The 24,124-nt window shown below is 68.4% G+C and carries 23 protein-coding genes and 1 tRNA gene; 8 read left to right on the plus strand and 16 right to left on the minus strand.

Annotated elements, in window-relative coordinates:
- Window positions 1-7 precede the first annotated feature (7 nt).
- From rpoB to P3X83_RS02815, 7 genes are all read right to left on the minus strand, one after another.
- Window positions 8-3,484 (minus strand): DNA-directed RNA polymerase subunit beta, encoded by a 3,477-nt coding sequence (rpoB, locus tag P3X83_RS02785; RefSeq protein WP_277302870.1) that lies wholly within the window; start codon window positions 3,482-3,484, stop codon window positions 8-10.
- Between the two features lie 466 nt (window positions 3,485-3,950).
- On the minus strand, window positions 3,951-4,547 hold the full coding sequence (locus P3X83_RS02790) for a hypothetical protein (RefSeq protein ID WP_277302871.1): 597 nt from the start codon (window positions 4,545-4,547) through the stop codon (window positions 3,951-3,953).
- Between the two features lie 37 nt (window positions 4,548-4,584).
- The gene (locus P3X83_RS02795) at window positions 4,585-5,064 is read right to left on the minus strand and encodes a hypothetical protein (protein WP_277302872.1); all 480 of its coding nucleotides are present in this window, start codon (window positions 5,062-5,064) and stop codon (window positions 4,585-4,587) included.
- 192 nt (window positions 5,065-5,256) lie between these two features.
- A complete protein-coding gene (locus tag P3X83_RS02800; RefSeq protein ID WP_277302873.1) occupies window positions 5,257-6,276 on the minus strand; it encodes an ABC transporter ATP-binding protein in 1,020 nt (339 codons plus the stop codon).
- A 224-nt stretch (window positions 6,277-6,500) separates the two neighbouring features.
- A complete protein-coding gene (gene rplL, locus P3X83_RS02805) occupies window positions 6,501-6,893 on the minus strand; it encodes a 50S ribosomal protein L7/L12 (protein WP_277302874.1) in 393 nt (130 codons plus the stop codon).
- A gap of 67 nt (window positions 6,894-6,960) precedes the next feature.
- A complete protein-coding gene (gene rplJ, locus P3X83_RS02810) occupies window positions 6,961-7,569 on the minus strand; it encodes a 50S ribosomal protein L10 (protein ID WP_277302875.1) in 609 nt (202 codons plus the stop codon).
- 240 nt (window positions 7,570-7,809) lie between these two features.
- On the minus strand, window positions 7,810-8,691 hold the full coding sequence (locus P3X83_RS02815) for an AraC family transcriptional regulator (RefSeq protein WP_277302876.1): 882 nt from the start codon (window positions 8,689-8,691) through the stop codon (window positions 7,810-7,812).
- 113 nt (window positions 8,692-8,804) lie between these two features.
- On the opposite strand from P3X83_RS02815, the gene P3X83_RS02820 reads away from it, so the two are divergent.
- Window positions 8,805-9,623 carry an NAD(P)H-binding protein gene (locus P3X83_RS02820; protein ID WP_277302877.1) on the plus strand — a complete coding sequence of 273 codons (819 nt, stop codon included), beginning with the start codon at window positions 8,805-8,807 and terminating at the stop codon, window positions 9,621-9,623.
- A 24-nt stretch (window positions 9,624-9,647) separates the two neighbouring features.
- Here P3X83_RS02820 and P3X83_RS02825 read toward each other — a convergent pair whose 3' ends face one another.
- Entirely contained in the window at window positions 9,648-10,421 is a 774-nt protein-coding gene (locus P3X83_RS02825; protein WP_277302878.1) for an SDR family oxidoreductase, read from the minus strand.
- Window positions 10,422-10,558: 137 nt separating this feature from the next.
- A complete protein-coding gene (locus P3X83_RS02830; protein WP_277302879.1) occupies window positions 10,559-11,854 on the minus strand; it encodes a helix-turn-helix transcriptional regulator in 1,296 nt (431 codons plus the stop codon).
- A gap of 428 nt (window positions 11,855-12,282) precedes the next feature.
- Here P3X83_RS02830 and P3X83_RS02835 point away from each other — a divergent pair, with 428 nt between their 5' ends.
- The 3 genes from P3X83_RS02835 (at window position 12,283) to P3X83_RS02845 (ending at window position 13,971) form a co-directional block, all read left to right on the plus strand.
- Window positions 12,283-12,564: a hypothetical protein gene (locus P3X83_RS02835; protein WP_277302880.1), complete on the plus strand. Its 282-nt coding sequence runs from the start codon at window positions 12,283-12,285 to the stop codon at window positions 12,562-12,564.
- A gap of 81 nt (window positions 12,565-12,645) precedes the next feature.
- Window positions 12,646-13,191, plus strand: coding sequence for a helix-turn-helix domain containing protein (locus P3X83_RS02840; protein WP_277302881.1), 546 nt, complete (start codon window positions 12,646-12,648; stop codon window positions 13,189-13,191).
- Window positions 13,192-13,314: 123 nt separating this feature from the next.
- A complete protein-coding gene (locus P3X83_RS02845; RefSeq protein WP_277302882.1) occupies window positions 13,315-13,971 on the plus strand; it encodes a DUF2306 domain-containing protein in 657 nt (218 codons plus the stop codon).
- A 160-nt stretch (window positions 13,972-14,131) separates the two neighbouring features.
- On the opposite strand, the gene P3X83_RS02850 is transcribed toward P3X83_RS02845, so the two are convergent.
- Entirely contained in the window at window positions 14,132-14,884 is a 753-nt protein-coding gene (locus P3X83_RS02850) for a helix-turn-helix domain-containing protein (RefSeq protein ID WP_277302883.1), read from the minus strand.
- Window positions 14,885-15,124: 240 nt separating this feature from the next.
- Between P3X83_RS02850 and P3X83_RS02855 the strand changes: the two genes are divergently transcribed.
- The 3 genes from P3X83_RS02855 to P3X83_RS02865 all read left to right on the plus strand — a co-directional run bounded on the left by P3X83_RS02855 (window position 15,125) and on the right by P3X83_RS02865 (window position 18,179).
- Window positions 15,125-16,354, plus strand: a complete 1,230-nt coding sequence (locus tag P3X83_RS02855) for a serine hydrolase domain-containing protein (RefSeq protein WP_277302884.1) — start codon at window positions 15,125-15,127, stop codon at window positions 16,352-16,354.
- Between the two features lie 27 nt (window positions 16,355-16,381).
- Window positions 16,382-16,789 carry a hypothetical protein gene (locus P3X83_RS02860; protein ID WP_277302885.1) on the plus strand — a complete coding sequence of 136 codons (408 nt, stop codon included), beginning with the start codon at window positions 16,382-16,384 and terminating at the stop codon, window positions 16,787-16,789.
- Window positions 16,790-17,609: 820 nt separating this feature from the next.
- Complete coding sequence (locus tag P3X83_RS02865) at window positions 17,610-18,179, plus strand: dihydrofolate reductase family protein (protein ID WP_277302886.1); 570 nt, start codon at window positions 17,610-17,612, stop codon at window positions 18,177-18,179.
- A gap of 761 nt (window positions 18,180-18,940) precedes the next feature.
- Here the strand turns inward: P3X83_RS02865 and P3X83_RS02870 are convergent.
- The 6 genes from P3X83_RS02870 to P3X83_RS02895 all read right to left on the minus strand — a co-directional run bounded on the left by P3X83_RS02870 (window position 18,941) and on the right by P3X83_RS02895 (window position 22,639).
- Window positions 18,941-19,771 (minus strand): DUF1396 domain-containing protein, encoded by an 831-nt coding sequence (locus P3X83_RS02870; protein ID WP_277302887.1) that lies wholly within the window; start codon window positions 19,769-19,771, stop codon window positions 18,941-18,943.
- Window positions 19,772-20,010: 239 nt separating this feature from the next.
- Window positions 20,011-20,730, minus strand: a complete 720-nt coding sequence (rplA, locus tag P3X83_RS02875) for a 50S ribosomal protein L1 (protein WP_277302888.1) — start codon at window positions 20,728-20,730, stop codon at window positions 20,011-20,013.
- Window positions 20,731-20,829: 99 nt separating this feature from the next.
- Window positions 20,830-21,261, minus strand: coding sequence for a 50S ribosomal protein L11 (rplK, locus tag P3X83_RS02880; protein ID WP_277302889.1), 432 nt, complete (start codon window positions 21,259-21,261; stop codon window positions 20,830-20,832).
- 91 nt (window positions 21,262-21,352) lie between these two features.
- Window positions 21,353-22,165 carry a transcription termination/antitermination protein NusG gene (gene nusG / locus P3X83_RS02885; RefSeq protein ID WP_277302890.1) on the minus strand — a complete coding sequence of 271 codons (813 nt, stop codon included), beginning with the start codon at window positions 22,163-22,165 and terminating at the stop codon, window positions 21,353-21,355.
- A gap of 76 nt (window positions 22,166-22,241) precedes the next feature.
- Window positions 22,242-22,490 (minus strand): preprotein translocase subunit SecE, encoded by a 249-nt coding sequence (gene secE / locus P3X83_RS02890; RefSeq protein ID WP_277302891.1) that lies wholly within the window; start codon window positions 22,488-22,490, stop codon window positions 22,242-22,244.
- Window positions 22,491-22,566: 76 nt separating this feature from the next.
- Window positions 22,567-22,639 (minus strand) — tRNA-Trp (locus tag P3X83_RS02895).
- Window positions 22,640-22,918: 279 nt separating this feature from the next.
- On the opposite strand from P3X83_RS02895, the gene P3X83_RS02900 reads away from it, so the two are divergent.
- The gene (locus tag P3X83_RS02900) at window positions 22,919-24,124 is read left to right on the plus strand and encodes a pyridoxal phosphate-dependent aminotransferase (protein ID WP_277302892.1); all 1,206 of its coding nucleotides are present in this window, start codon (window positions 22,919-22,921) and stop codon (window positions 24,122-24,124) included.

Here is a 24,124-nt window from a genome sequence, read left to right on the forward strand (position 1 = left end):
CTTTGAATTAGACCTCGTCCACGCTCATGGCACCCTCGTTGGGGCGTCTGGCGAGATCGATGCCGAGTTCCTCGGCCGCACGGAAGACGTCTTCGTCGGTGTCGCGCATCTCGATGGACATGCCATCGCTGGAGAGCACCTCGACGTTGAGGCACAGCGACTGCATTTCCTTGATGAGCACCTTGAACGACTCCGGGATGCCCGGCTCGGGAATGTTCTCGCCCTTGACGATCGCCTCGTAGACCTTCACTCGGCCGGTGACGTCGTCGGACTTGATGGTCAGCAGTTCCTGGAGGGCGTAGGCGGCGCCGTAAGCCTCCAGCGCCCACACCTCCATCTCACCGAAGCGCTGGCCGCCGAACTGCGCCTTACCGCCCAGCGGCTGCTGGGTGATCATCGAGTACGGGCCGGTCGAACGCGCGTGGATCTTGTCGTCGACCAGGTGCAGCAGCTTCAGGATGTAGATGTAGCCGACCGAGATCGGGTCCCTGAACGGCTCGCCGGAGCGGCCGTCGAACAGCCGCGCCTTGCCGCTCTGCTGCACCATCCGGTCACCGTCACGGTTCGGGATGGTGTTGTCCAGCAGGCCGACGATCTCTTCCTCGTAGGCGCCGTCGAAGACCGGGGTGGCGACCTTGGTGCGCGGGTCGACCTGGCCGAAGCCCTTGTCCCGCAGCCGCTGGCCCCACTCCTCCTGGACGCCGCTGAGCTCCCAGCCCTGGGCGGCGATCCACCCGAGGTGGGTCTCCAGGACCTGGCCGACGTTCATTCGGCCGGGCACGCCCAGCGGGTTGAGGATGATGTCGACCGGGGTACCGTCCTCCAGGAACGGCATGTCCTCGACCGGGAGGATCTTGGAGATGACGCCCTTGTTGCCGTGCCGGCCGGCCAGCTTGTCGCCGTCGGTGATCTTACGCTTCTGGGCCACGTAGACGCGGACCAGCTCGTTGACGCCGGGCGGCAGCTCGTCGCCCTCCTCGCGGGAGAACACACGGACGCCGATGACCTTGCCGGACTCGCCGTGCGGCACCTTCAGCGAGGTGTCGCGGACCTCACGGGCCTTCTCACCGAAGATCGCGCGAAGCAGCCGCTCCTCGGGGGTCAGCTCGGTCTCACCCTTGGGGGTGACCTTGCCCACCAGGATGTCGCCGGGGGTGACCTCGGCGCCGATCCGGATGATGCCCCGCTCGTCGAGGTCGGCGAGGACCTCCTCGGAGACGTTGGGGATGTCGCGGGTGATCTCCTCGGGGCCCAGCTTGGTGTCGCGGGCGTCGACCTCGTGCTCCTCGATGTGGATCGAGGACAGGACGTCGTCCTGCACCAGACGCTGAGAGAGGATGATCGCGTCTTCGTAGTTGTGACCCTCCCACGGCATGAACGCCACGAGGAGGTTCTTGCCCAGGGCCATCTCGCCCTGGTCGGTGCACGGGCCGTCGGCGACGACCTGGTTCACCTCGACCCGGTCGCCCTCGTTGACGATCGGCTTCTGGTTGAAGCAGGTGCCCTGGTTGGACCGCTTGAACTTGGCGACACGGTAGGTGGTGCGGGTGCCGTCGTCGTTCATCACGGTGACGTAGTCGGCGGAGACCTCCTCGACCACACCGGCCTTCTCGGCGATGATCACATCGCCGGCGTCGGTGGCCGCGCGGTACTCCATGCCGGTGCCGACCAGCGGGGCCTCGCTCTTCAGCAGGGGCACCGACTGGCGCTGCATGTTGGAGCCCATCAGGGCGCGGTTGGCGTCGTCGTGCTCCAGGAAGGGGATCATCGCGGTCGCGACCGACACCATCTGGCGCGGCGAGACGTCGATGTAGTCGACCTCCTCGGCACGGGCGAGCTCGGTCTCACCGCCCTTGGTGCGGACCAGCACGCGGGACTCGGCGAAGGAGCCGTCCGCGTTCAGCGGCGTGTTGGCCTGCGCCTTGACGTAGCGGTCCTCCTCGTCGGCGGTGAGGTAGTCGATCTGCTCGGTCACCTTGCCGTCGACGACCTTGCGGTACGGGGTCTCGACGAAGCCGAAGGAGTTGACCCGCCCGTAGGAGGAGAGCGAGCCGATCAGGCCGATGTTCGGGCCTTCGGGAGTCTCGATCGGGCACATCCGGCCGTAGTGGGACGGGTGCACGTCACGGACCTCGAAGCCGGCCCGCTCACGGGACAGACCACCGGGGCCCAGCGCGGACAGACGCCGCTTGTGCGTCAGGCCGGCCAGCGGGTTGGTCTGGTCCATGAACTGCGAGAGCTGGGAGGTGCCGAAGAACTCCTTGATCGACGCCACCACGGGGCGGATGTTGATCAGGGTCTGCGGGGTGATCGCCTCGACGTCCTGGGTGGTCATCCGCTCGCGGACGACGCGCTCCATCCGGGCCAGGCCCAGCCGGACCTGGTTCTGGATCAGCTCGCCGACCGTGCGCAGACGGCGGTTGCCGAAGTGGTCGATGTCGTCGACCTCGACCACGACCTCGCCGGACGCGCCGGGCATGGAGTTCTCGCCGGCGTGCAGCCGGACGAGGTACTCGATGGTGGCGACGACGTCTTCCTCGGTCAGGGTGCCCTGGTTGATCTCGGCGTCTACCGCGAGCTTCTTGTTGATCTTGTAGCGCCCGACCTTGGCGAGGTCGTACCTCTTGGGGTTGAAGTACAGGTTCTCCAGAAGGGTCTGGGCGGACTCCTTGGTCGGAGGCTCACCCGGACGCAGCTTCCGGTAGATGTCGAGCAGCGCGTCGTCCTGGCCGGCCGTGTGGTCCTTCTCCAGGGTGGCGCGCATCGACTCGTACTGCCCGAAACGCTCAAGGATGCGGTCGTTGGTCCAGCCGAGTGCCTTCAGCAGCACTGTCACCGGCTGCTTCCGCTTGCGGTCGATTCGGACGCCGACGGCGTCGCGCTTGTCGATCTCGAATTCGAGCCAGGCGCCCCGCGAGGGGATCACCTTGCACCCGTAGATGTCCTTGTCCGAGGTCTTGTCGACACTGCGGTCGAAGTAGACGCCGGGAGAACGCACCAGCTGGGAGACCACGACACGCTCGGTGCCGTTGATGATGAAGGTGCCCTTGCCGGTCATGAGCGGGAAGTCGCCCATGAAGACCGTCTGGCTCTTGATCTCACCAGTGGTGTTATTGATGAACTCCGCCGTGACGAACATCGGGGCGGAGAAGGTCATGTCCTTGTCTTTGCACTCGTCTACGGAGTACTTGGGCGGCTCGAACCGGTGATCGCGGAACGACAGGGACATGGTTCCGGAGAAGTCCTCGATGGGACTGATCTCCTCGAAGATCTCTTCGAGACCGGACTGGGCCGGAACGTCCTTGCGCCCGGCCTGGCGGGCCGCCTCGACCCGGGCCTTCCACTTCTCGTTTCCGAGCAGCCAGTCGAACGACTCGGTCTGCAGGGCGAGAAGGTCGGGAACCTCGAAGGGCTCCTGAATACGCGAAAAGGAGACACGACGGGGACCAGCGGGTACGGCGGAGGCGTTGCGCGAGGCTGCCAACAGATGTCCTTCCGAGGGCTCGCGGCGGACTGATCTACACGCACGCCAGACAACCTCGCAAGACTACAGAGAGAAGCGAGGTCGTCAAAGGGCAGCGCAAAGGAGCAGTGTAGCCGAAAGGCATACACCTGTCCACTCTAAGTCCGCTGCATGCTCCACGTTGCTCGCAGCATCGCTCCTCTGAGGCGAAACGTCAAGCCCGAGAGCAGACATTTCAGCCACTTAGTGGCCAGCACGCTGGGAAATCCCCTCCGTGTGACTCGTCCGCGCTGCCGGATCCCAGACGATACCCACGAGCGCCCTGGGGTAACGCTGCGTCACACAGAGGTTCCAACCCTTGCGATCCAACGGAACTCTTGGGGCTTCCATCCCCCTTGTCACACCTTCCCCAAACCGTTTCTTTGCTAACAATTGAATAACGCGGACACGCCAGAGGTCTACCCCAGAGGGCGCCCGGGGACACCCCTCAGTTGGACGGCACGCTCCCGAGCAGCGTGGACAGCTCCGCGACCAGCCACCGGGCACCCGACTTGACCATGACGAACCTGGCCCGGTCGCGGGACACCTGCTGCTGCGGATCACGCGCGCCGGCCACCGTCCGCGTGGTGGTCATGTCCACGAACAGCAGCACCTCGACCCGGTCCGGCTCGGCCCGTTCCACGGCCGCGCTGACCACCTCGGCCTGCCGCACCGTGCGCTGCTGCCGGACGGCGGGCACCAGCACCTGGAGCAGCCGCGTGTAGTGGCCCGTCAGCTCCCCCGTGGTGTGGCTCCGCCCCCGCACGAGATCCTGTTCGACCGTCTCGTGGTTGTAGGAGAGCATGTCCGGCGCCACCGAGCGGGCCGTCTCCAGCGCCTCCCCGGCCGCGACCTCGCCCTGACGCAGCCAGCGCAGGTTCGCGTGCAGCACCAGCGCCGCCGCGCCCAGCCCCAGCGCCAGCACGATCAGCGCGGCCACGGCGATCCCGAACGGCCGCGACCTGGAACGCGACAACGCCCGGGCACGGGCGCGCGGGCCGAGCCCCGCCTCGGCCGCCCCGTAGGGCTCGATGGAACGGTTCACAAGCGCACCGCCGATCCGGCCAGGGACGCCGTCCGCGTCACTGGACCTCCTCCCAGCGCGACACGAGCCAGGACCCGCCGGTCTTGGTGAGGTCCATGGTCCACCGGTAGAAGCGCTCCTGCGGCGCGGCGTCCTTGCCCTCCCAGTAGATGACCCCGTCGGCCACCACGAGGGCCTTGGCCGTGGTCTCGTCCATGGAGACGACGCCGACGGCCCGCAGCACGCCGGTCTGCACGACCTTGTTGGCCACGGTGGTCTGCCGCAGCCGGGCGACGCCCGCCTGATAGGCGTCGCGGGCCGCCCCCGTGGAGGAGGCGAGCACGCGCCGGATGTCGTCCTCGACGTTCTGGTGGCTCACCGACAGCACGTTCACCGCGTGCGCCCCCGCCGCGCGGACGACGGCCTCGCGCTCCACCGCCCGGTCTCGCTCGGCCCCGAGGTCGCGGGTGATCCACACCACCGCGCCGCCCAGCCCGAGCACCAGGACGGCCAGCACCCCGATCACGACCGCCCTCATCCGCCCTCCCCGCAGGGCAGCCCGCGCCGCCGACATCCGGGTCGTCGGCATCCGGGTCGTTCGGCGGCCACTGCCATGGGTCCACTCTCCTCCCGCGCCGGTCGCCGGATCATAACCCGCGGCGTGGGCGGCAACCCCGGCTTCGCCGGGACATCCACAGCCCGTGCGCGGACGGGGACGGGGACGGGAGTGTCAGCCCGCCAGCAGGCGCGGATACTCGGCCCGCCAGTCGCGGCCGTGCTCGTCCACGAACGACCCGGCGGGCGGCACCACCCCGTTGGCGCTCAGCCACGCGCCCGGCACCGGCTGGCTGGCGCGGATGCGCCCGCCGCTCGGCATGAGCTGCGGCGGGATCGGCGGCAGGCCCCCGAACCGATGCTCCTCCGCCGGCTCGGAAGCGAGCTCGCGGGACCCCTGCTCGATGCCCTGCTCAGTGCCCTGCTCTGTGTCCTGCTCCTCCGACATGCCGATCGGCCCGTGCCTGCGCGCGTTGAGGAACTGCCGGACCACCGGTTCGTCGCTGGAGAGAACCATCTCCCGGGGCCCGAACATGACCAGCTCGCGGCGGAACATCAGGCCGATCTCGTCGGGGACCGTGCGGGCGGTGTTGACGTCGTGGGTGACGATCAGGAAGGTCGCCCCGGTGTCGGCGTTGAGATCGACGATGAGCTGGTTGAGGTAGGCGGTACGGACCGGGTCGAGGCCGGAGTCGGGCTCGTCGAACAGGATGATCCGGGGATCGAGCACCAGCGCCCTGGCCAGCCCCGCCCGCTTGCGCATCCCGCCGGAGATCTCGCCGGGCAGCTTGCCCTCCGCGCCGCGCAGCCCGACCAGTTCGACCTTGCCCATCACGATCCTGCGGATCTCGGCCTCGGTCTTCCTGGTGTGCTCGCGCAGCGGGAAGGCGATGTTGTCGTAGAGGGTCATCGAGCCGAACAGCGCGCCGTCCTGGAACAGCACGCCGAACAACCTGCGCAGTTCGTAAAGCTTGCGCTCGCCGCAGTTCGCGAGGTCGTGGCCGTCGATCCAGATGTGGCCGCGGTCGGGGCGGAGCAGGCCGACCAGGGTCTTGAGGAAGACCGACTTGCCGGTGCCGGAGGGGCCGAGCAGCACCGAGATCTCACCGGCGGGGAGGGTGAGCGAGACGTCTCGCCAGATGACCTGCCTGCCGAACGACTTGGTCAGCCCCTCGACCACGACCTCGACGCTCACGAACGCCACCTACCGTTATCAATACATCACTCACCGCACACTTTACTTCCAGATGCAACAACCGTAGCGGCGTTCTCCCGCATTCGAGGGAGTTCCCATCGCCCGGCCCGATCGTTACGCCGCCGTTATGGCGGGCCACGGGGTCCAGGGACGCGAAGAGGGCGGCCCACCCGGCACCTGGGTGAACCGCCCTCTTCATGGGTCGTGCGTGGAGCCTCAGAGCGTCACTTGACGGTGACGGTGGCGCCGGCGCCCTCAAGGGCGGCCTTGGCCTTCTCCGCGGCCTCCTTGTTGACCTTCTCCAGCAGCGCCTTCGGCGCGCCGTCGACCAGGTCCTTGGCCTCCTTGAGGCCCAGGCTCGTCAGGGCGCGCACCTCCTTGATGACCTGGATCTTCTTGTCGCCGGCGGCCTCGAGGATGACGTCGAACTCGTCCTGCTCCTCGACCTCGGCCTCGGCGCCGGCACCGCCACCGGCGGGGGCGGCGGCGACGGCGGCGACCGGAGCGGCGGCCTTGACGTCGAACGCCTCTTCGAACAACTTCACGAAGTCGGCAAGCTCAAGGAGGGTCATCTCCTTGAAGGTGTCGAGCAGCTCGTCGGCGCTGAGCTTCGCCATGGTGGTGTTCCTCCGTATGAATGGTTGATCAAGAATCGGGACCGCGGTGAGCGGCAATCCCCTGGTTCTACTCGCCGCCCGCGTCCGCGTCGGCCGGTGCGTCGACCGGCTCGCCGGCGGGGGCGTCGGAAGCATCGGAGGCGGGCGCGTCGGCCGCGCCGCCCTCGGCCTTCTTCGCTCGCAGGGCCTCGGCGAGCTGGGCCATCTTGGTGGGCAGCGCGTTCAGGACGGCGGCCGCGTGGCTCTGCTTCGCCTTCATGGCCCCGGCGAGCTTCGCGAGGAGGACCTCGCGCGACTCCAGGTCGGCAAGCTTGGTGATCTGGTCCGGGTTCATCGACTTGCCGTCGACGACACCGCCCTTGATCACCAGGAGGGGATTGGCCTTGGCGAAGTCACGCAGCCCCTTGGCGGCCTCGACCACGTCGCCCTTGACGAACGCGATCGCCGACGGACCCTGCAGCAGGTCGTCCAGGGCCGAGATCCCGGCCTGGTTCGCCGCCAGCTTGGTCAGCGTGTTCTTCACCACGGCGAACTTCGCATTCCCACCGAGAGAACCGCGCAGCTCCTTGAGCTGAGCGACGGTGAGACCGCGGTACTCGGTCAGAACGGCGGCGCTGGAGCCCTCGAACTCACTCCTGAGTTCGGCGACAGCCGTCGCCTTTTCCGCCTTCGCCATGGGCCTCCTTCCAGATGTGCCGCCGGTGCGTGAAGGACCCCGGGAAAACAGAACGCCCCGGCGCAGGCGCACGGGGCTCGCACATCGGACGTCACAGCGGGACGGCCATATGGAACACTCATCCACCTACGCGGGCCGCCCACTTAACGGGGCCTTCGGCCACCGAGCTTGCCTCGGTGACGACCGGCGGTCTTCGGCACCAACCAGAGTACCTCATCAAACGGCCTGTGTATGCGCGGGTCAGTGCGAGGCGGGGACGGCGGAGGCGCGATAGGCGCTCGGGCTCATCCCGCGCGTGCGCTTGAAGGCCGCGCTGAAGCCGAACGCGTCGGAGTAGCCGACGCGGCGGGCCACCGCCGCCACCGTCGAGGCGCGCTCGGCGAGCATGTCGGCCGCCAGCGCCATCCGCCACTCGGTCAGATACGTCAGCGGCGGCTCCCCCATGATCTCGGTGAACCGGCGGGCGAACGTGGTGCGCGAGACGTTCGCGGTGGCGGCGAGCGAGGCCAGCGTCCAGGGCCGCGACGGGTCGTCGTGGATCGCGCGCAGCGCCGGACCGGCCACGTCGTCGCCCAGCGCGACGTACCAGGCGGGCCTGGCCGCCTCCGGCCGGTCGAACCAGTCGCGCAGCGTGCAGACCAGCAGCCAGTCCAGCAGCCGGTCGAGCACGACCTGACGGCCGGGGCAGCCGGAGAGGAGCTGGGCCTCCAGGTAGTCGCGCATGCCGCCGCACCCGTGCTCGTCGGGGACGACGAGCATCGGCGGCAGCAGCCGCACCAGCCGCCGCGCGACCTCGCCGTTGACCCGGTAGGTCCCGGCCAGCAGCACGGTGTCCCCCGTCACCTCACCGGGACCGGCGCTCGGCAGGTCCGTGACGGCCCCGGGCGTGGGCGTGTCGGCGAACACGAACGGCTCGGGGCCCCGGACGACGGCGGACTCGCCCGCGCGCACCCTTCTGGCCTCCCCGGCTCGCACGAGCCACCCTTCGCCGCGCAGCGGCGCGCACAGCGTCATCGAGTGGCCGCTGGTGAAACCGAGCGCGAACGGCGGCGACAGCGCCGTCGCCCCGAAGACGGAGCCCTCTCCCCGCACGCCCCGAAGAAGATCGTCATACGGGTCCATATCCGTCAGACTACGCAAACCCCCTGGCCGCGCCCGCACGCCGGGACGATCGCACAGGCCCCACGGACGCTCGCCCATGTCCGCCCCGGGCGCGGCGGGGTTGGCTGAGAGGCATGAACGACATTCTGATTCTGGGAGCGACGGGGAAGACCGGACGCCGGGTGACGCGGCGGCTGCATGAGCGGAACCTGCCGGTCCGGGCGGCGTCCCGCTCCAGCGCCGTCCGCTTCGACTGGACCGATCCGGATACGTGGGAACCGGCCACGCACGGTGTGGGGGCCGTCTACCTGGTGGCGCCGGACGACCCGGCGCCGATCCGCCCGTTCGTCGAGGGGGCCAAGGGCGTCGAGCGCTTCGTGGTCTTGTCCGGGCGCGGCATGGACCACGTGCAGAGCGGCTTCGGCGAGGGCATGGCCGAGGCGGAGCGCGCCGTCCAGGACTCGGGGGCTACCTGGACGATCCTGCGGGCCAACAACTTCGCCCAGAACTTCAACGAGGACCTCTGGCACGCCCCGGTGCGCGCCGGGCGGCTGGCGCTGCCGACCGGCGGGGTGCCCGAGCCCTTCGTGGACGTCGAGGACATCGCCGACGTGGCCGTGGCCGCGCTCACCGAGGACGGCCACGCCGAGCGGATCTACGACCTCTCCGGGCCCGAGGCGCTGTCATGGGACCGGGCCGTCGAGATCATCGCGCGAGCGGCGGGCCGTCCCATCGAGTTCGCCGAGCTGACCCCCGCCGAGTACCAGGCGGAGCTGCGCGCGGACGGTCTCCCGCCGGAGTTCGCCGGGGCGCTCGGCGTCCTGTTCGAGGTCATGCGCACGGGCGCGCTGGCCGAGGTCGCCGACGGTGTGGAGCGCGCGCTCGGCCGTCCGGCCGCGCCGTTCCACGAGTACGTCGCCCGCGTCGCCCCCACCGGAGCCTGGTCGCGCTAGCGGAGAGCCGCTAATGGGGAGCCGCTAACGGGAGTGGGGGCCGCCGTGGCCGAGCCACTGGCCGCCGCTGGCGTCGATGGCGGCGCCGGTCACCCACCGGGCGTCGGCGGAGGCCAGGAAGGCGATCACGCCCGCGATGTCGTCGGGCTCGCCGATCCTGCCCAGCGCGGTGATCGAGGCGACGCCCTCCTTGATCCCCGGCGCGGCGTGCAGCCAGGCCGCCATGTCGGTGTCCACCGCGCCGGGCGTGACGGTGTTGACGGTGACGCCGCGCCCGCCGAGCATCTGGGCCAGGCCGCGCGTCATCACCTCGACCGCGCCCTTGGCCATGGCGTAGTGCAGGAACGGCCCGGCGATCCGGGTGACCGTGGAGGAGATGTTGATCACCCGGCCGCCCTCCGGAAGCAGCGGCAGGGCGCGCTGGGTGACGAACAGCGGGGCCACCACGTTGATCGCCCAGGTCTGCTCGAAGATGTCGCGGGTGAGCCGGTCGTAGGGGGTGGTGTCGAGGATGGCGGCGTTGTTGATGAGGATGTCGAGCTTGCGCCCGTTCAGACCGGCTTCGAGACCGGCGAACAGGATCTCCACGCCGTCGTCCAGCCCGAGGTCGGCCCGGACGGCGAACGCCTCGCCTCCGGCGTCGGTGATCTCGGCGACCACCTCCTTGGCTGCCGTCTCGCCGGCGGAGTAGTGCACCGCCACCAGCGCGCCGTCCGCGGCCAGCCGGACGGCGACGGCCCGCCCGATCCCGCGGGACGCGCCGGTCACCAGCGCCGTCCTGCCCTTGAGAGGCACCATGTCCCGAACTCCCGTCATCGGTCACCGGGGCGCGCCCGCGTCCCCCGCATACAAACAACCGATAGCGGATCTTCATCAAGATTCCCACCAACCGTCCGGAATCGGTCACGACGGTCGGTAACCCCCCACAGCACCCGTCAGTTCACGAGCAATGCCCGAAGGTCACGTACTGGGGCAAGCCGTCGCGCGTCCAGCGGGACGGCCCGCAGCACCCGGCGGCCCGTTTCCATGATCATTTGGTTTCGGTAAGCGGGCGGCAGCTCGCCGATGATCGTGGCGGCCTGCTCCGCCCCCTTGCCCACACCACCGTTGACGATCACGCACAGCGCCTGCTGCAACGCGGAGTTGGCGGAGTACTGATAGTCGGGTCTTCCAGCGTTCAACCGATCCAGCGCCGCCGTGAGCTGGGACTCGTCGCCTGAGGCGGCGTGCACCCACGCGTCCGCGAAGTGGACCCGTTCCCCGGCCGGTTCCCAGAAGCCGGTGACAGCGGCCAAGCCTTGGTCCACGGTCTCGTGCAGGGCGTTGAGCCGCAGGCGCGCCTCCTCGTGCCGCCCCAGCAGGGTCAACGCCTTGGCCCCGGTCGCGGTGAGGAGGGCGCGACCCACCGATGGGCGATCACCGGCCAACCGCTCCCCGCTTCGCGTCATATCGAGGATGGCGGACGGGTCGCGCAGGCCGTAGAGGCCGTGGCCCGCCTCGTGCGCACGGATCCTCACCCGCAGATCCAGATCACCAGAGAGGTCGGCCGCACGATTGGCCGCCCGATACATTCGCAACGCGGGACCGAACTCGTCCAGCCTCACCAGGACGCTGGCCTGGAACGCGCCCAGCACCGCGAACGTGCGCTGTAGTTCGGTGATCTCCTCCGCCGTATGCTCGCCGGACTCGATCTGCTCACGCAGGAGCAGCAGATCGATCAGCAACTCCTGCCGGATCCGGGACGCCGGGCGTGTATGGATCGCATGCAAGTGATCGAGGATCGAGCGCTCCCATTCGTCTACCGTGCGGGGCTCATCCTCAACGGCGTTGAGCATCCACGAGGTGGACTCGACGACCGGCCCGAGCATCCCGCCGATGCCGGCGGCGGTCGCGAACCGCAGAGCGCCGCGACGATCCGTGATGCCCTGCCCTAGTTCGTTCTTGAACTTATCCAGGAGCTTTCGCGTTCGTTCCAGTTCGCTCACGGTCGCATATATACCCACAAGGCGATTATCCGCACCGAAAAGCTCGTCGAGTGCCCGCACCGACTCCACCCTCGGATGGGCCACGCCCCGCTCCCATTTAGAAAGGTCACCTTTGTCCAGGTGGGCGAGCTTTGCCACGTCCACGTGGCGATAGGAATTGAGGTCGCGCCAGTACCGAATATGCGAGCCGAGCAGGTGCCACGGGGACGCCAGCGGATCCACCGGCTCAGGGGGACGACCGGCCACAACGACCACTCCTTCTACTGGGAAAGCTGGAATCACCTGAATCCAGAAGGCAACGTCTGGCGCATTACTTCCGAGCGCCTTCACTATGACACTCACTTCCCGTGAGCACGGGAGAAAGCCAGCAATTAAAACGAAGAGGAAGGTCCTGCGCCAATGAATGTCGGCAGGGCGGCAAGGCGGCAAGGCCCGGGAATCGGCGTCCCATATCCGGCCCGCTCGCGGCCCCGGAACTGGTGCCCCCGGGAACGCGCCGCCGCGACGGCGCTCAATGAATCCGAGCGCGGCTGGGAGATCTGGTACGGCGTGGGCTCCCGGCTCTTCTTCGCCGCGCCGCTGGGATGGGGCCCGCTGATCGTGCGATCGTCATCCGTCGCCGGCCTCATTGGACGAATGCGGGACGCCGAGGACGCGCGAACCACAGGATCGGCATGAGCCGCCCTCCCTACGGGCGCGTCTTCGTGTGGTGGGCGGATGACGGAAGCGGGGACCGCCGTTCGCTGGGCGTCTGCGGCGACCGGGTCCTGGCCGAGCGCCGCGTACTGGAGGCCCTGGACGGCATGCCGGGGCCGGGCGCGCACGGCGAGGTCGCCACGGCGTCCACCGACTGCCTCGGCCGCCCGGTCTACACCCCGCCCGTTCCGCTGGCCCATTACTACCGCGACCCGGCGACCGGCCGGATCCGCCGCCACCCCCCGTCCCCGCCCTGCTGAACCTCCGCCCGCGCCGAGCCGTGGCGCGGGCGGAGAGCGCGCTCTTGACGGCGAATCGATAGTGACTGTTTACTATCAAACATGGCCACGGCACGTCGTCCCCGGGTGAGCGCGCAGCAGCGGCGCGAGGAGATCCTCGCCGCCGCCCTGCACGAGTTCAGCCACAAGGGGTTGCACGGTGGCTCCACGATGACCATCGCGCAGGCGGCCGACCTGTCGCACCCCAACCTGTTCCGTCTCTTCTCCACGAAGAAGGAACTGTTCATGGAGGTGCTGCGCAGAGCCTTCGACACCGTCTCCCGCGAGATGGTGCAGCGTGGCGAGGAGGCCGTGACCGATCCCGTGCGGGTGATGGCCCAGGCGTGGAACCAGTTGATGAACCAGCGCGAGTTCATGCTCATGCTGCTGCAGGGCTACGCCGCCAGCGACGACCCCGACATCCGCGACCTGATGCACGACTGGACACAGGACGTGTTCCAGCGGGTCGAGGCGATCCGCGGCGTGGGCACCGACGCGGCGCACCGATTCGTCGCCGAGGGCATGCTCTACATGGTCGCCACGGCGATGAACCTGCCTTCCATGGCGAACGTCGACGCGTTCGCGAAGCGCTTCCTGAACTCCGGCTGATTTTTTTTGGGCTTTTGATAGTGAGTAGTCAGTATCAAGAAGGGACGCCAAGCAATGAGCAGCATGACCTCCACACCCCCGTCCGCCGCCCGTCGCCGCTGGTGGTGGGCATTATGGGGGCTCATGGCCGTCTCGGCGGTCAGCATCGCCGCCTTCGCGCTGCCCCCCTACCTGACCGGGAACCCCGCCGACGCCACCCTGCCGCTCGACCCCGATGTGGCGCTGCACTACCTGTCGCTCGTCGCCCACGCCGTGCCCGGCGGCCTAGCCTTGATCCTCGGCCCGCTGCAGTTCCTCACCCCGCTGCGCAACCGCCGCCCCCGCCTGCACCGGATCACCGGCCGGGTCTACATGATCTCCGTCGTGGCCGGCTCGATCATGGCCTTCTTCGCCGCCACGTTCTCCGTCAACGGCCTCCCGGCCCAGATCTCCTTCTACCTGCTGGCGGTCGCCTGGCTGTACTCGCTCTACATGGCATACGTGCACATCCGGCGCGGCGACGTGCAGATGCACCGGGTCTGGATGATCCGCAACTACGCGCTCACGCTGGCCGCGGTGTCCCTGCGCGTCTTCCTGCTCATCGGGATGGCGCTGATGCCGTCGTTCCCCTCGCTGGAGTTCGGCGACGTCTACACCTCCAGCGCGTGGGCCGCCATCATGATCAACATCGTGGTGGCCGAGTACTTCGTCGTCCACCGCGTCCTCAACCAAATGACTCGCCGTCGCAGGCGCCCCGAGTCCACCGCCTCCGCCGCACCGGCCGCCGCGCCGCTCGCCTGACGTTCGGGAAGTGCGCTGCCGGACCGGCGCACGCCGTCCCCCGGCCCGCTGGATACGGTGGGCTGCGGTAACGGCACACGAACGTCAGGACGAACGACATGAGCACCCACGAGCACGACGGGCTCGGCGACGGCACGCGGAAGACCTGATCGCCGACGTACTACGGGCCCTCGGCGTCGCCGTCGGCGGCCGTCCGTAGTTCCTCGGCCCCCGCCCGCTGCCGCCACCGCTCCAGCACCTGCTGGTGGGCCTCGCTCACCATGAGCAGGAACTCGGCGGAGGCCGCGAAGCGGACCCCCGCAGGTGTCCCGGCCCCCATGACCTCGGCGCCGCGCCGCGCCTCGGCCGCCAGGACGTCGTTCATCCGCAGCGCCGCGAGTAGCGACCGCAGCCAGATCTGGTCGTCCATGACATAGCGCTCGCGCCGAGCGGTGCCCGGGAGCCGCTCCCGCCTGATCATGCCCTGCTGTTCGAGGAAAGCGACGGCGTGCGAGACCGACGCCGGGCTGACGCGCAGCCGCTCGACCAGGTCGGCGGCGGTCAGAGCACCCGTGTCGGTGATGTGGAGGCAGGCCAGCACCCGGGCCTCCATCCGGGGCAGCCCCTGCTGCACGAGAAGTTCGGTGAACGACTCCGTGAAGACCCGCACCGCCTCCGGATCGCGCCCGTGGCCGCCGTCGATGACCGGCGGGGCCGGGGGGCGGGTCCGCTTGTGCCGTCGCGCCCGGTGCCGGGTGGCCTCCTGCGCCCGCTCGGCCCCGTAGTCGTCGGGCCCGCCGTTGCGGGTGACCTCCCGCATGACGGTCGAGGCGGGCCGTCCCAGACGGCGGCCGATCTCGGCGTATCCGAGCCCTTCGGCCAGTCCGGCCGCGATCCGCCGACGCTCGTCGTCGCTGAGCCTGCCTCCTGGCATCGGTGCCGGCCCCCTGCTCGTCGTGTGGGTGCGTGGGGATCAGTATGCATTCACCGGCAGTCCATTGCAAAGCCGACCTAGTCATTCATTGCATTCAGCCTCAAGTTCATTGCAAAGTATGCTTCAGCGTGACGCTTGCAGCAGGGATTTTGATGCATTGCTTCATATTGACGGATTTATGAATGCAATGTAGCGTCGCAGACGTTCAGAGATTCCCGAACGCCTGTGGGGAGACACACGATGAGACACGGCAACGGCGGCTTCTCCGAAGCGGGCCTGCGCAGGTGGCGTGACGTGCTGGCACGGCATGTCGAATCCGGGAGGATCCCTGGGCTGGTCGCCCTGGTCAGCCGGGGCGATGAGACGCACGTCGAGGCCATCGGGACCATGCGCCACGACGGCGGTCCGCCGATGAGCCGCGACACGATCTTCCGGATGGCCTCCACCTCCAAGCCGGTCACCGCCGCCGCGACGATGGTCCTGCTCGACGAATGCGGACTGCGGCTGGACGACCTGGTGCAGACCTGGCTGCCCGAACTCGCCGACCGGCAGGTGCTGAAGCGGATCGACGGCCCGCTGGACGACACCGTCCCCGCGCGGCGGCCGATCACCGTGCGGGACGTGCTGACCTCCACGTTCGGTCTCGGCATGGACATGACGTCGCTGGGCACCCCGATCATGAACGCGGTCTTCGGGCAGGGCCTCACGCCCGACCTGCCGGAGCCGATGCCCGAGCCGGACGAGTGGATGCGCCGCCTCGGCACGCTCCCGCTGATGCACCACCCCGGAGAGCACTGGCAGTACCACATCGGCAACGACCTGCTCGGCGTCCTCGTCGCCAGGGTCACCGGTCGGTCGTTCGAGACGTTCCTGCGCGAACGCGCCTTCGGCCCGCTGGGGATGAAGGACACCGGTTTCCACGTTCCGGCCGACCAGATTCACCGGCTGCCGCCCCTCTACGCCCCCGACCCGCAGACCGGCGAGTTCATGGTGTGGGACGAGGCCGAAGGCGGACGCTACAGCCGTCCCCCGGCGTTCCAGGGCGGCGGGGGCGGGCTGGTCTCCACCGTGGACGACTACCACGCCTACTTCCGCATGCTGCTGAACGGCGGGACGCACGGCGCCGAGCGAATCCTGTCCCGGCCCGCCGTCGAGCTGATGACCACCAACCGCCTCACCGCGGAGCAGACCGCCGCCCGGACCGCCCTGGCCACCAACAACGTCCATATCTCATACGGCCAGGGACAGCACGGCGGCTGGGGTTTCGGCATGGCCGTGCGCACCTACCGCGGCGACTACGCCCCCACCGGCCAGTTCGGCTGGGACGGCGGCAGCGGCACCTCTACCTACGCCGACCCGACGACCGGCCTCACCGGCATCCTGCTCACCCAGGTCGGCATGACCGTCCCGGCCCCGGCCCACGTCATCCACGACTTCTGGACCACCGTCTACCAGGCCCTCAACGACTGACCCCGCTATTCGAAGGAGCACATGACCATGTCCGTCACCCTTACCGACCAGGACAAGCTCACCCTGCGGACCGCCGCCTACGGCGCCGTCTCCCTGCTGGCCGCCGCCGACGCCACCGGCTCGCCGCACAAGGTCGCCACCGCGGGCTCCATCGCCCTGGCCTCCGCCACCGGCCCGATCGGCCACGTCCTGGCCGAGAAGTCGACGGCGGTCAACCTGGACGGCAAGACCGTGGCCGAACTCGCCGACCACGTACTGCCCGCCCTGACGGAGGCCATGAGCCTGCTCAACAAGCAGTCTTCAGCCGAGGCCGCCAACTTCCGCAACACCATCATCGTCGCCATCGAGGCGGCCACCCAGGCCCACCGCGGCCAGCCCAGCCCCACCATGGCCGACATGACCAACAAAATCACCACAGCCCTCGACGCCTCCTGACCCACGAGTCTCATCACCCCCACCCTCGGTCCGCTCCTGCCATCCGTACGGCCCCCTTCCGTACGGTGCTGCCATCCGTACGGCCCCCATCCGTACGGCAGGCAGCGGTGCCGGCCGACGCCCGTGCCCGCTCACGGCCCGGTCCCCGGCGTTTCCCGGGAGCGGCCACGTCTCACCGTTACGGCACCGGCTATCCACATCCACGCCACTACGCATGGAGACGTCCCCGCCGCACGCCGCGCCATCCGCACCGCTCAGAACCCAAAGGCCCTCGCTGCGCTCGGACGCGCCTTCTTGGGTCGGGCTTCGCCCGACGCTTGCGCCTCAGGTCGGTCGTCTGGATTCGGTGTCATTGCCCCAACACCACTCGGGCGCATGCCTCAACGACCAACCCCAACATGATCTGCCTGCCAATTCCGTGAGGCGGCGTTCGAAACCTTCGCATGCGGTGGGTCGCGTCCCGCGGGCTGGTGGAACTTTGGTGCGGCCGGAGCAGCCGACCTGCGCGATGTCGCGCGTGTCCACCGTCGGGGCCGTGACGGTGACAGGCCGCGCGTTCGCGCAGATCACGGCGCTCAGCTCTGTGTTCGCCCAGCAGAGCCACCGTTCCTTGAACACTCCTCCTTGAACACTCCCCGATGTCCGATATGACCGCTCCCATTCACACCACTCGGCGGGGCACCATCTCGGTCTGCGGTCTGGTTCGCATCACGACGGTGTTGAGCAGGTGGGATCGGGCGCCGATGAGAAATGGCGCCGACAGTCGTCTAAGTAGACGTCCGGTGAAAACGCGCTGCGCGCATCAAGGGAGAGCAACGAGATGAGACCACTTCGATACTCGATCAACGTCACGCTCGACGGCTGCTGCCATCACGAGGCAGGGCTCCTCCCGGACGAGGAGTCGATGCGTTACTGGACCGCCGAGATGGAGCGAGCCGATGCCCTGCTGTTCGGCCGGGTGACCTACGAGATGATGGAGTCGGCGTGGCGGAAGCCGGCCACTGACACGTGGCCTGACTGGATGGATGAGTGGCAGATCCCGTTCGCCGAGACCATCCACCGGGCAAAGAAGTACGTCGTGTCGAGCACGCTGAGCGCGGTCGATTGGAATGCCGAGCTGGTGCGAGGCGACTTCGGGCAAGCGGTTCAGCGGCTCAAGCAGGAGTCAGGCGAGGGCCTGTGGGTGGGTGGCGTGACGCTCCCCCTGGCATTGGCAGATCTGGGACTGATCGACGAGTACGAGTTCCTTGTGCAGCCGGTCCTTGCCGGACACGGACCGACGTTGCTCGCCGGTCTGCGCGAGCGCATCCAGCTCGAGCCCGTGGACCGCCGTGAGTTCCGGTCGGGGGCGGTCGCCCTGCGATACCGGCCCACGCGAGTTACGGCTTGAAGTGATTCATCCTGGCACGTTGGCCGCCTCGCGACAGAACGACGGCTCGGAGTCGCGCCGGCCACGCTGGCCGTTCCCCCGAACGCGCCGGACATATCGACGGGGGACATCGCCCCGAGGTGCCGGTAGCGGGCAGGGCAAACGTTGCGAATCGCCGTATACAGCTCGACCTTGGTCGTCGCTACGCGCATGGGGTCCCCAAACGGGAGAAGCACACCGACTCTCCCACCGCAAGGACCCCACTGCCGTCAAAACTCGGCGACATCACCCCTCACCACACGAAGCCGCCTTCCCTGCCCCGGCAACAAACACCTTCGCATCCACCCAGGCAGACGAGTCCCACAGGCCGGGCAGCACCGCCCGTCCGTCACCGGCATGCCACCACACTGGCTCAACCCTCAGCATGAGCACCAGGACCCTCAGGGCCACGACCACCGCACCCACGTCCCCGGCCCTCTCTCATGCCTTCCATTCATCCCGGGGACGGTGGTGTCCGAGATCAAGAGTTCAGCAACACCCTCTTAGGCACTGAGCAGCACGAACGGCAGGACGCGCGGCAACGCGGGCACCTGGGGACCAACGAGCCGACAGCCGGTGCCGTAACGGCGAGATCGACCACTCCTGGGAAACGCCGGAAACCAGACAGTGGCCAGACACGGGCCTCGGCTGGTGCCACTGCGTGCCGTACCGAAGGCCCACCGTAGAAATGCGGCGGCCCGCGCCGTAGGGAGCGGCGCGGGCCGGCGGTGGGATGTGGTACGTCAGTTGGTCTGCGTGCGGTTCGGGATCTCGCCGACCTCGCTGGCCGGAGGGGCGGTGATCTCGACGGGCTCGTTGTAGCCCTTGAACATCATGGTGGCGTTGAACTTGCCGCGGTCGGCCTCGCCGCTCATGGTGATCTTGCGGGGCAGGCTCTGCGCGTCGGCCCACAGGTCGAACTTCATGTTCTTGACCTCGCCGAAGCTCTGGGACGCCTGGTCGCGGTGGGCCGGGTCGAGCAGCTTGACGGCCTCCTCGACCGGGAAGGTCCCGGAGTAGTGGGTGGTGTCGACGCCGCCCACGCTCTCGGTGCCCACGGACTTCACGTCCTTGGACGCGGTGACCAGCTTGACGGCGGCCGAGAGGTCGAACTGCTGGATGCGGCCGAGGGCGTTCTGCGCCTCGGTGCGGCCCTGGCCGTCGAGGTCGGAGACCGACGCCTTGATCCACGGCTTGGTGACACCGGTCATCGACTTCAGGGCGTCGAGCTTGATGTACGCGGTGTCGCCGACGAGGATGGCGCGGGCCCCACCCGGCAGGTTGTTCTGACCGAAGCTCACCGTGTCGAGTGTGAGATCGACGGCGAGCTGCGGCTTGCTCTGGTACACCATGCGGCCCTGCACCTTACCGGCGCCGCCGTCGGGGTGGGAGAAGTCGGCTACGGCGTCCACGGTGTAGCTGCTGACGGCCTCGGCCTGCTGGGCGCTCTGCGCCACGGCCTCGGCCGCGGCCAGCTTAACGCTGCCGAGTTGCGGGCTCGTTGAGCCGCACCCGGTGAGGACGACCGCGCTGGCGGCGCCCACGGCGGCGATCGCGAGAGTAATCCGGCGCATTTCTATTTAAGTCCCTTCATTTCCCCCTGCTCTGCTACCGACCCTACGCGCCGGAGGAGGCGTGTGGGCCGCGGTCCCCGGCAGATCCGGGTTAGTTCCGGGTTTACCCTGAGAAGCCGCCATTATCAGAATGTCCGCGAAATCTTCACGAAATGAACTCATTAGAACGACAAAAGCGCAGGTGAAAGCACAGAACCCCCGCCACCATGCGGTGACGGGGGTTTCGGTGAGTACAGGCGTCAGGCGGTTGCTTCGCCGACCAGGCCGCGGGTGACGTTGGGGTCGACCGGGATGCCGGGGCCCATGGAGGTGCTGAAGGTGACCTTCTTCAGGTAGCGGCCCTTGGCGGCGGACGGCTTGAGCCGGAGCACCTCGTCGAGGGCGGCGGCGTAGTTCTCGATGAGCTGGTTCTCGCTGAACGACGACCGGCCGATGATGAAGTGCAGGTTGGCGTGGCGGTCGACGCGGAACTCGATCTTGCCGCCCTTGATCTCGGTGACGGCCTTGGTCACGTTGGGGGTGACGGTGCCCGTCTTCGGGTTGGGCATCAGGCCACGCGGGCCGAGCACGCGGCCGAGGCGGCCGACCTTGCCCATCAGGTCGGGCGTGGCCACGACGGCGTCGAACTCGCCGAGGCGGTTGCCCTTGGAGATCTCGTCGATCAGCTCGTCGGCGCCGACAATGTCGGCGCCCGCCTGACGGGCCTCCTCGGCACGGTCACCGGTCGCGAAGACCAGGACCCGGGCGGTCTTGCCGGTGCCGTGCGGGAGGTTGACGGTGCCGCGCACCATCTGGTCGGCCTTGCGGGGGTCGACGCCCAGCCGCAGGGCCACCTCGACGGTGGCGTCGAACTTGGTGGCCGAGGTCTCCTTGGCCAGCCTGGCCGCGTCGGCCGGGGTGTAGAGCTGGTCTCTGTCGATCTGTGCCGACGCGTTGCGGTAGCTCTTGCTGCGCTTCACTGCTCACTCCTGTGTGGACGAGTGTCGTGGTCGGGGCCAGCGCTCGGGCCCTCCCACTGAGGAAAAGTCTGGAACGACGAAGGACGACGAGGAACGACGTCAGTCGGCGACGGTGACGCCCATCGACCGGGCGGTGCCGGCGATGATCTTCTCGGCGGCCTCGATGTCGTTGGCGTTGAGGTCCTGCATCTTGGTCTCGGCGATCTGCCGCAGCTGCTCCCTGGTGAGCTTGCCCACCTTGTCGCGGTGCGGGTTGGCGCTGCCCTTGTCGAGACCGGCGGCCTTCTTGATCAGCTCAGGCGCCGGGGGCGTCTTGGTGATGAAGACGAAGCTGCGGTCTTCGAAGATGGTGATCTCGACGGGGATGATGTTGCCCCGCTGGGCGTCGGTCGCAGCGTTGTACTGCTTCACGAAGTCCATGATGTTGACGCCGTGCGGACCGAGGGCGGTACCGACGGGCGGGGCGGGCGTGGCCTGTCCGGCGGGGAGCTGGACCTTGACCAGGGCCGCGATCTTCTTCTTAGGAGGCATCTGTCCTTCTCCGGGTCTTGTCTTCGAGACCCCGTGGGCATGGTGGATCGACACACCACCACGGGGACGAGTAGCTAGTCTACGCGATTGCTCAGATCTTCGAGACCTGGTTGAACGACAGCTCCACCGGGGTCTCCCGGCCGAAGATCGAGACGAGCACCTTCAGCTTCTGCGACTCGGCGCTGATCTCACTGACGGTCGCGGGCAGCGTGGCGAACGGCCCGTCCATGACGGTGACGGACTCGCCGACCTCGAAGTCGACCGTCGCCGGAGCGGCCTTGGAAGAGGCCCTCTTGGACTCCTCGGCGGGCTCGGGAGCGAGCAGCTTGGCGACCTCGTCGAGGTTGAGCGGGCTCGGCTTGTTGGAAAGGCCCACGAAGCCGGTGACGCCGGGGGTGTTGCGGACCGCGGCCCAGGACTCGTCGGAGAGGTCCATCCGGACCAGGACGTAGCCGGGCAGCACCCGCTCCTTGACCGGGACCTTCTTACCGCTCTTGAACTCGGTGACGGTGTGGGTGGGCACCTCGACCTGGAAGATGAAGTCTTCCATGTTGAGCGAGCCGATCCGGGTCTCGATGTTGGACTTCACCCGGTTCTCGTAACCGGCGTAGGAGTGGATGACGTACCACTCACCCGGGAGGCCGCGCATCTGGCGCTTGAATTCCTCGACCGGGTCGATGTCGGAGAGCTCCGGAAGAACGTCACCGTCGTCATCGACGGCCGTGGCGTCGTCGTCGGACTCGCCGGGAGCCCCCGGCTCAGACGCTTCGGCCGACTCGGACGCCTCAGGCGATTCCTCGGACTCCACCGCCTCGACGCTCTCGTCTACGGCCTCGATCGCCTTGTCCGGCTCGCTGTCCCACTTCTCGCGGGATCCGCCGGCCGACAGTGGGGACTCGGACACGGTGACTCTTTCTCTTTCCTCGGTGGGCTGCTGGCAATACCGGCGGGCGCGACCGCCGGTATCGGCTCCGGAACGCTCAGGAACCGCCGAAGACCGCCAGCACACCCTCCGTAAGCAGGAAGTCTAGCGCGGACACGATGGCGACCATGATCAGTACGAAGACCAGGACGACCATGGTGTAAGTGATGAGGTCCTTACGCGTCGGCCAGATGACCTTGCGCAGCTCCGCGACCACCTGCCGGTAGAACAGGGCAGGCGTGGTGCGCTTCTTCTTGGGACTGGGAGCCGGCTTGTCCGAAGTCTCGCCGCGCGTGTCGATCGCCACAGTTCATCACCTGATCCGTCGTGTCCTCGCCACCTGCGGTGCGCATGTACACGCCTGCCGCGTGGACCGCTTCTCGCAGGGCACGAGGGACTCGAACCCCCAACCGCCGGTTTTGGAGACCGGTGCGCTACCAATTGCGCCAGTGCCCTTGGTCGTGAAACCCAACCATACCCCGACTGAACCGAAGTCTAGCCAGGATGCGCGCAGCCTGCTACGAGACGAGCGGTAGCACGGCCACGTCGGAAGTCTACGGGGGTTTCGCGCTCACGTCGAACCGAAACTCCCGTGGACGGCGGTGACCCACGTCCGCCGCGTCGGCGTGTCTGGGAGAGTCTGGGGAAATTCCCACTGAACCCAGACGAACCACCGGCACCTCGTATGGCGGATATAGGGAGGTGACGGCCATGCGGGTCTGGGAGCATGGAGGCATGACCCGACCTCGCATCTCTGCGCGCATCTCAGCCATCTCCGAGTCGGCGACCCTCGCCGTGGACGCCAAGGCCAAGGCCATGAAGGCGAGCGGCCGTCCGGTGATCGGCTTCGGCGCGGGCGAGCCGGACTTCCCGACGCCCGACTACATCGTCGAGGCCGCCGTCGAGGCCGCCCGCAACCCGCGTTTCCACAAGTACACCCCGGCCGGCGGCCTGCCCGAGCTGAAGGAGGCCATCGTCGCCAAGACGCTGCGCGATTCGGGCTACCGGATCGACGCGTCGCAGGTGCTGGTCACCAACGGCGGCAAGCAGGCGGTCTACGAGGCGTTCGCCACCATCCTCGACCCGGGTGACGAGGTCATCGTGGTCGCGCCGTACTGGACCACCTACCCCGAGGCGATCAAGCTGGCGGGCGGGGTGCAGGTCGACGTCGTCACCGACGAGACCACCGGCTATCTGGCGAGCCTGGAGCAGCTTGAGGCGGCCCGCACCGAGCGCACCAAGGCGCTGCTGTTCGTCTCGCCGTCCAACCCGACCGGCGCCGTCCACAGCCGCGCCGAGGTCGAGGCGATCGGCCGCTGGGCGGCCGAGCACGGGCTGTGGGTGGTCACCGACGAGATCTACGAGCACCTCGTCTACGGCGACACCGAGTTCACCAGCATCGCCACCGCCGTCCCCGAGCTGGGCGACCGCGTGATCGTGCTGAACGGCGTGGCCAAGACCTACGCGATGACCGGCTGGCGGGTGGGCTGGCTGATCGGCGCGAAGGACGTCGTGAAGGCCGCGACCAACCTGCAGTCGCACGCCACCTCCAACGTGGCCAACGTCTCCCAGGCCGCCGCCCTGGCCGCGCTTACCGGCGACCTCTCTGCCGTCGCCGCCATGCGCGTGGCGTTCGACCGCCGCCGCCAGACCATCGTGCGGATGCTCAACGAGATCCCCGGCGTCATCTGCCCCGAGCCGCACGGCGCGTTCTACGTGTATCCGTCGGTCAAGGGCGTCATCGGCAAGGAGCTGCGCGGCCGTCGCCCGCAGACCTCCTCCGAGCTGGCCGAGCTGATCCTCGAAGAGGCCGAGGTGGCCGTGGTGCCCGGCGAGGCGTTCGGCACGCCCGGCTACTTCCGCCTCTCCTACGCGCTCGGCGACGACGACCTGGCCGAGGGCGTCAGCCGCATCGCCAAGCTGCTCGCCGAGGCGCGCTAG

Origin of the sequence: Spongiactinospora sp. TRM90649, from assembly GCF_029382225.1 — a bacterium.
GTDB lineage: Bacteria > Actinomycetota > Actinomycetes > Streptosporangiales > Streptosporangiaceae > Spongiactinospora.

Excerpts from the sequence above, each read along its gene's own strand:
- P3X83_RS02850 (WP_277302883.1), bottom strand. The coding sequence starts at position 14,884 with ATGCCAGGAGGCAGGCTCAGCGACGACGAGCGTCGGCGGATCGCGGCC.
- P3X83_RS02870 (WP_277302887.1), bottom strand. The coding sequence starts at position 19,771 with ATGCGCCGGATTACTCTCGCGATCGCCGCCGTGGGCGCCGCCAGCGCG.
- P3X83_RS02795 (WP_277302872.1), bottom strand. The coding sequence starts at position 5,064 with ATGAGGGCGGTCGTGATCGGGGTGCTGGCCGTCCTGGTGCTCGGGCTG.
- P3X83_RS02820 (WP_277302877.1), top strand. The coding sequence starts at position 8,805 with ATGAACGACATTCTGATTCTGGGAGCGACGGGGAAGACCGGACGCCGG.
- P3X83_RS02845 (WP_277302882.1), top strand. The coding sequence starts at position 13,315 with ATGGCCGTCTCGGCGGTCAGCATCGCCGCCTTCGCGCTGCCCCCCTAC.
- P3X83_RS02860 (WP_277302885.1), top strand. The coding sequence starts at position 16,382 with ATGTCCGTCACCCTTACCGACCAGGACAAGCTCACCCTGCGGACCGCC.
- rplL (WP_277302874.1), bottom strand. The coding sequence starts at position 6,893 with ATGGCGAAGCTCAGCGCCGACGAGCTGCTCGACACCTTCAAGGAGATG.
- P3X83_RS02840 (WP_277302881.1), top strand. The coding sequence starts at position 12,646 with ATGGCCACGGCACGTCGTCCCCGGGTGAGCGCGCAGCAGCGGCGCGAG.
- P3X83_RS02815 (WP_277302876.1), bottom strand. The coding sequence starts at position 8,691 with ATGGACCCGTATGACGATCTTCTTCGGGGCGTGCGGGGAGAGGGCTCC.
- rplK (WP_277302889.1), bottom strand. The coding sequence starts at position 21,261 with ATGCCTCCTAAGAAGAAGATCGCGGCCCTGGTCAAGGTCCAGCTCCCC.
- P3X83_RS02825 (WP_277302878.1), bottom strand. The coding sequence starts at position 10,421 with ATGGTGCCTCTCAAGGGCAGGACGGCGCTGGTGACCGGCGCGTCCCGC.
- rplJ (WP_277302875.1), bottom strand. The coding sequence starts at position 7,569 with ATGGCGAAGGCGGAAAAGGCGACGGCTGTCGCCGAACTCAGGAGTGAG.
- P3X83_RS02835 (WP_277302880.1), top strand. The coding sequence starts at position 12,283 with ATGAGCCGCCCTCCCTACGGGCGCGTCTTCGTGTGGTGGGCGGATGAC.
- P3X83_RS02900 (WP_277302892.1), top strand. The coding sequence starts at position 22,919 with ATGACCCGACCTCGCATCTCTGCGCGCATCTCAGCCATCTCCGAGTCG.
- P3X83_RS02865 (WP_277302886.1), top strand. The coding sequence starts at position 17,610 with ATGAGACCACTTCGATACTCGATCAACGTCACGCTCGACGGCTGCTGC.
- P3X83_RS02855 (WP_277302884.1), top strand. The coding sequence starts at position 15,125 with ATGAGACACGGCAACGGCGGCTTCTCCGAAGCGGGCCTGCGCAGGTGG.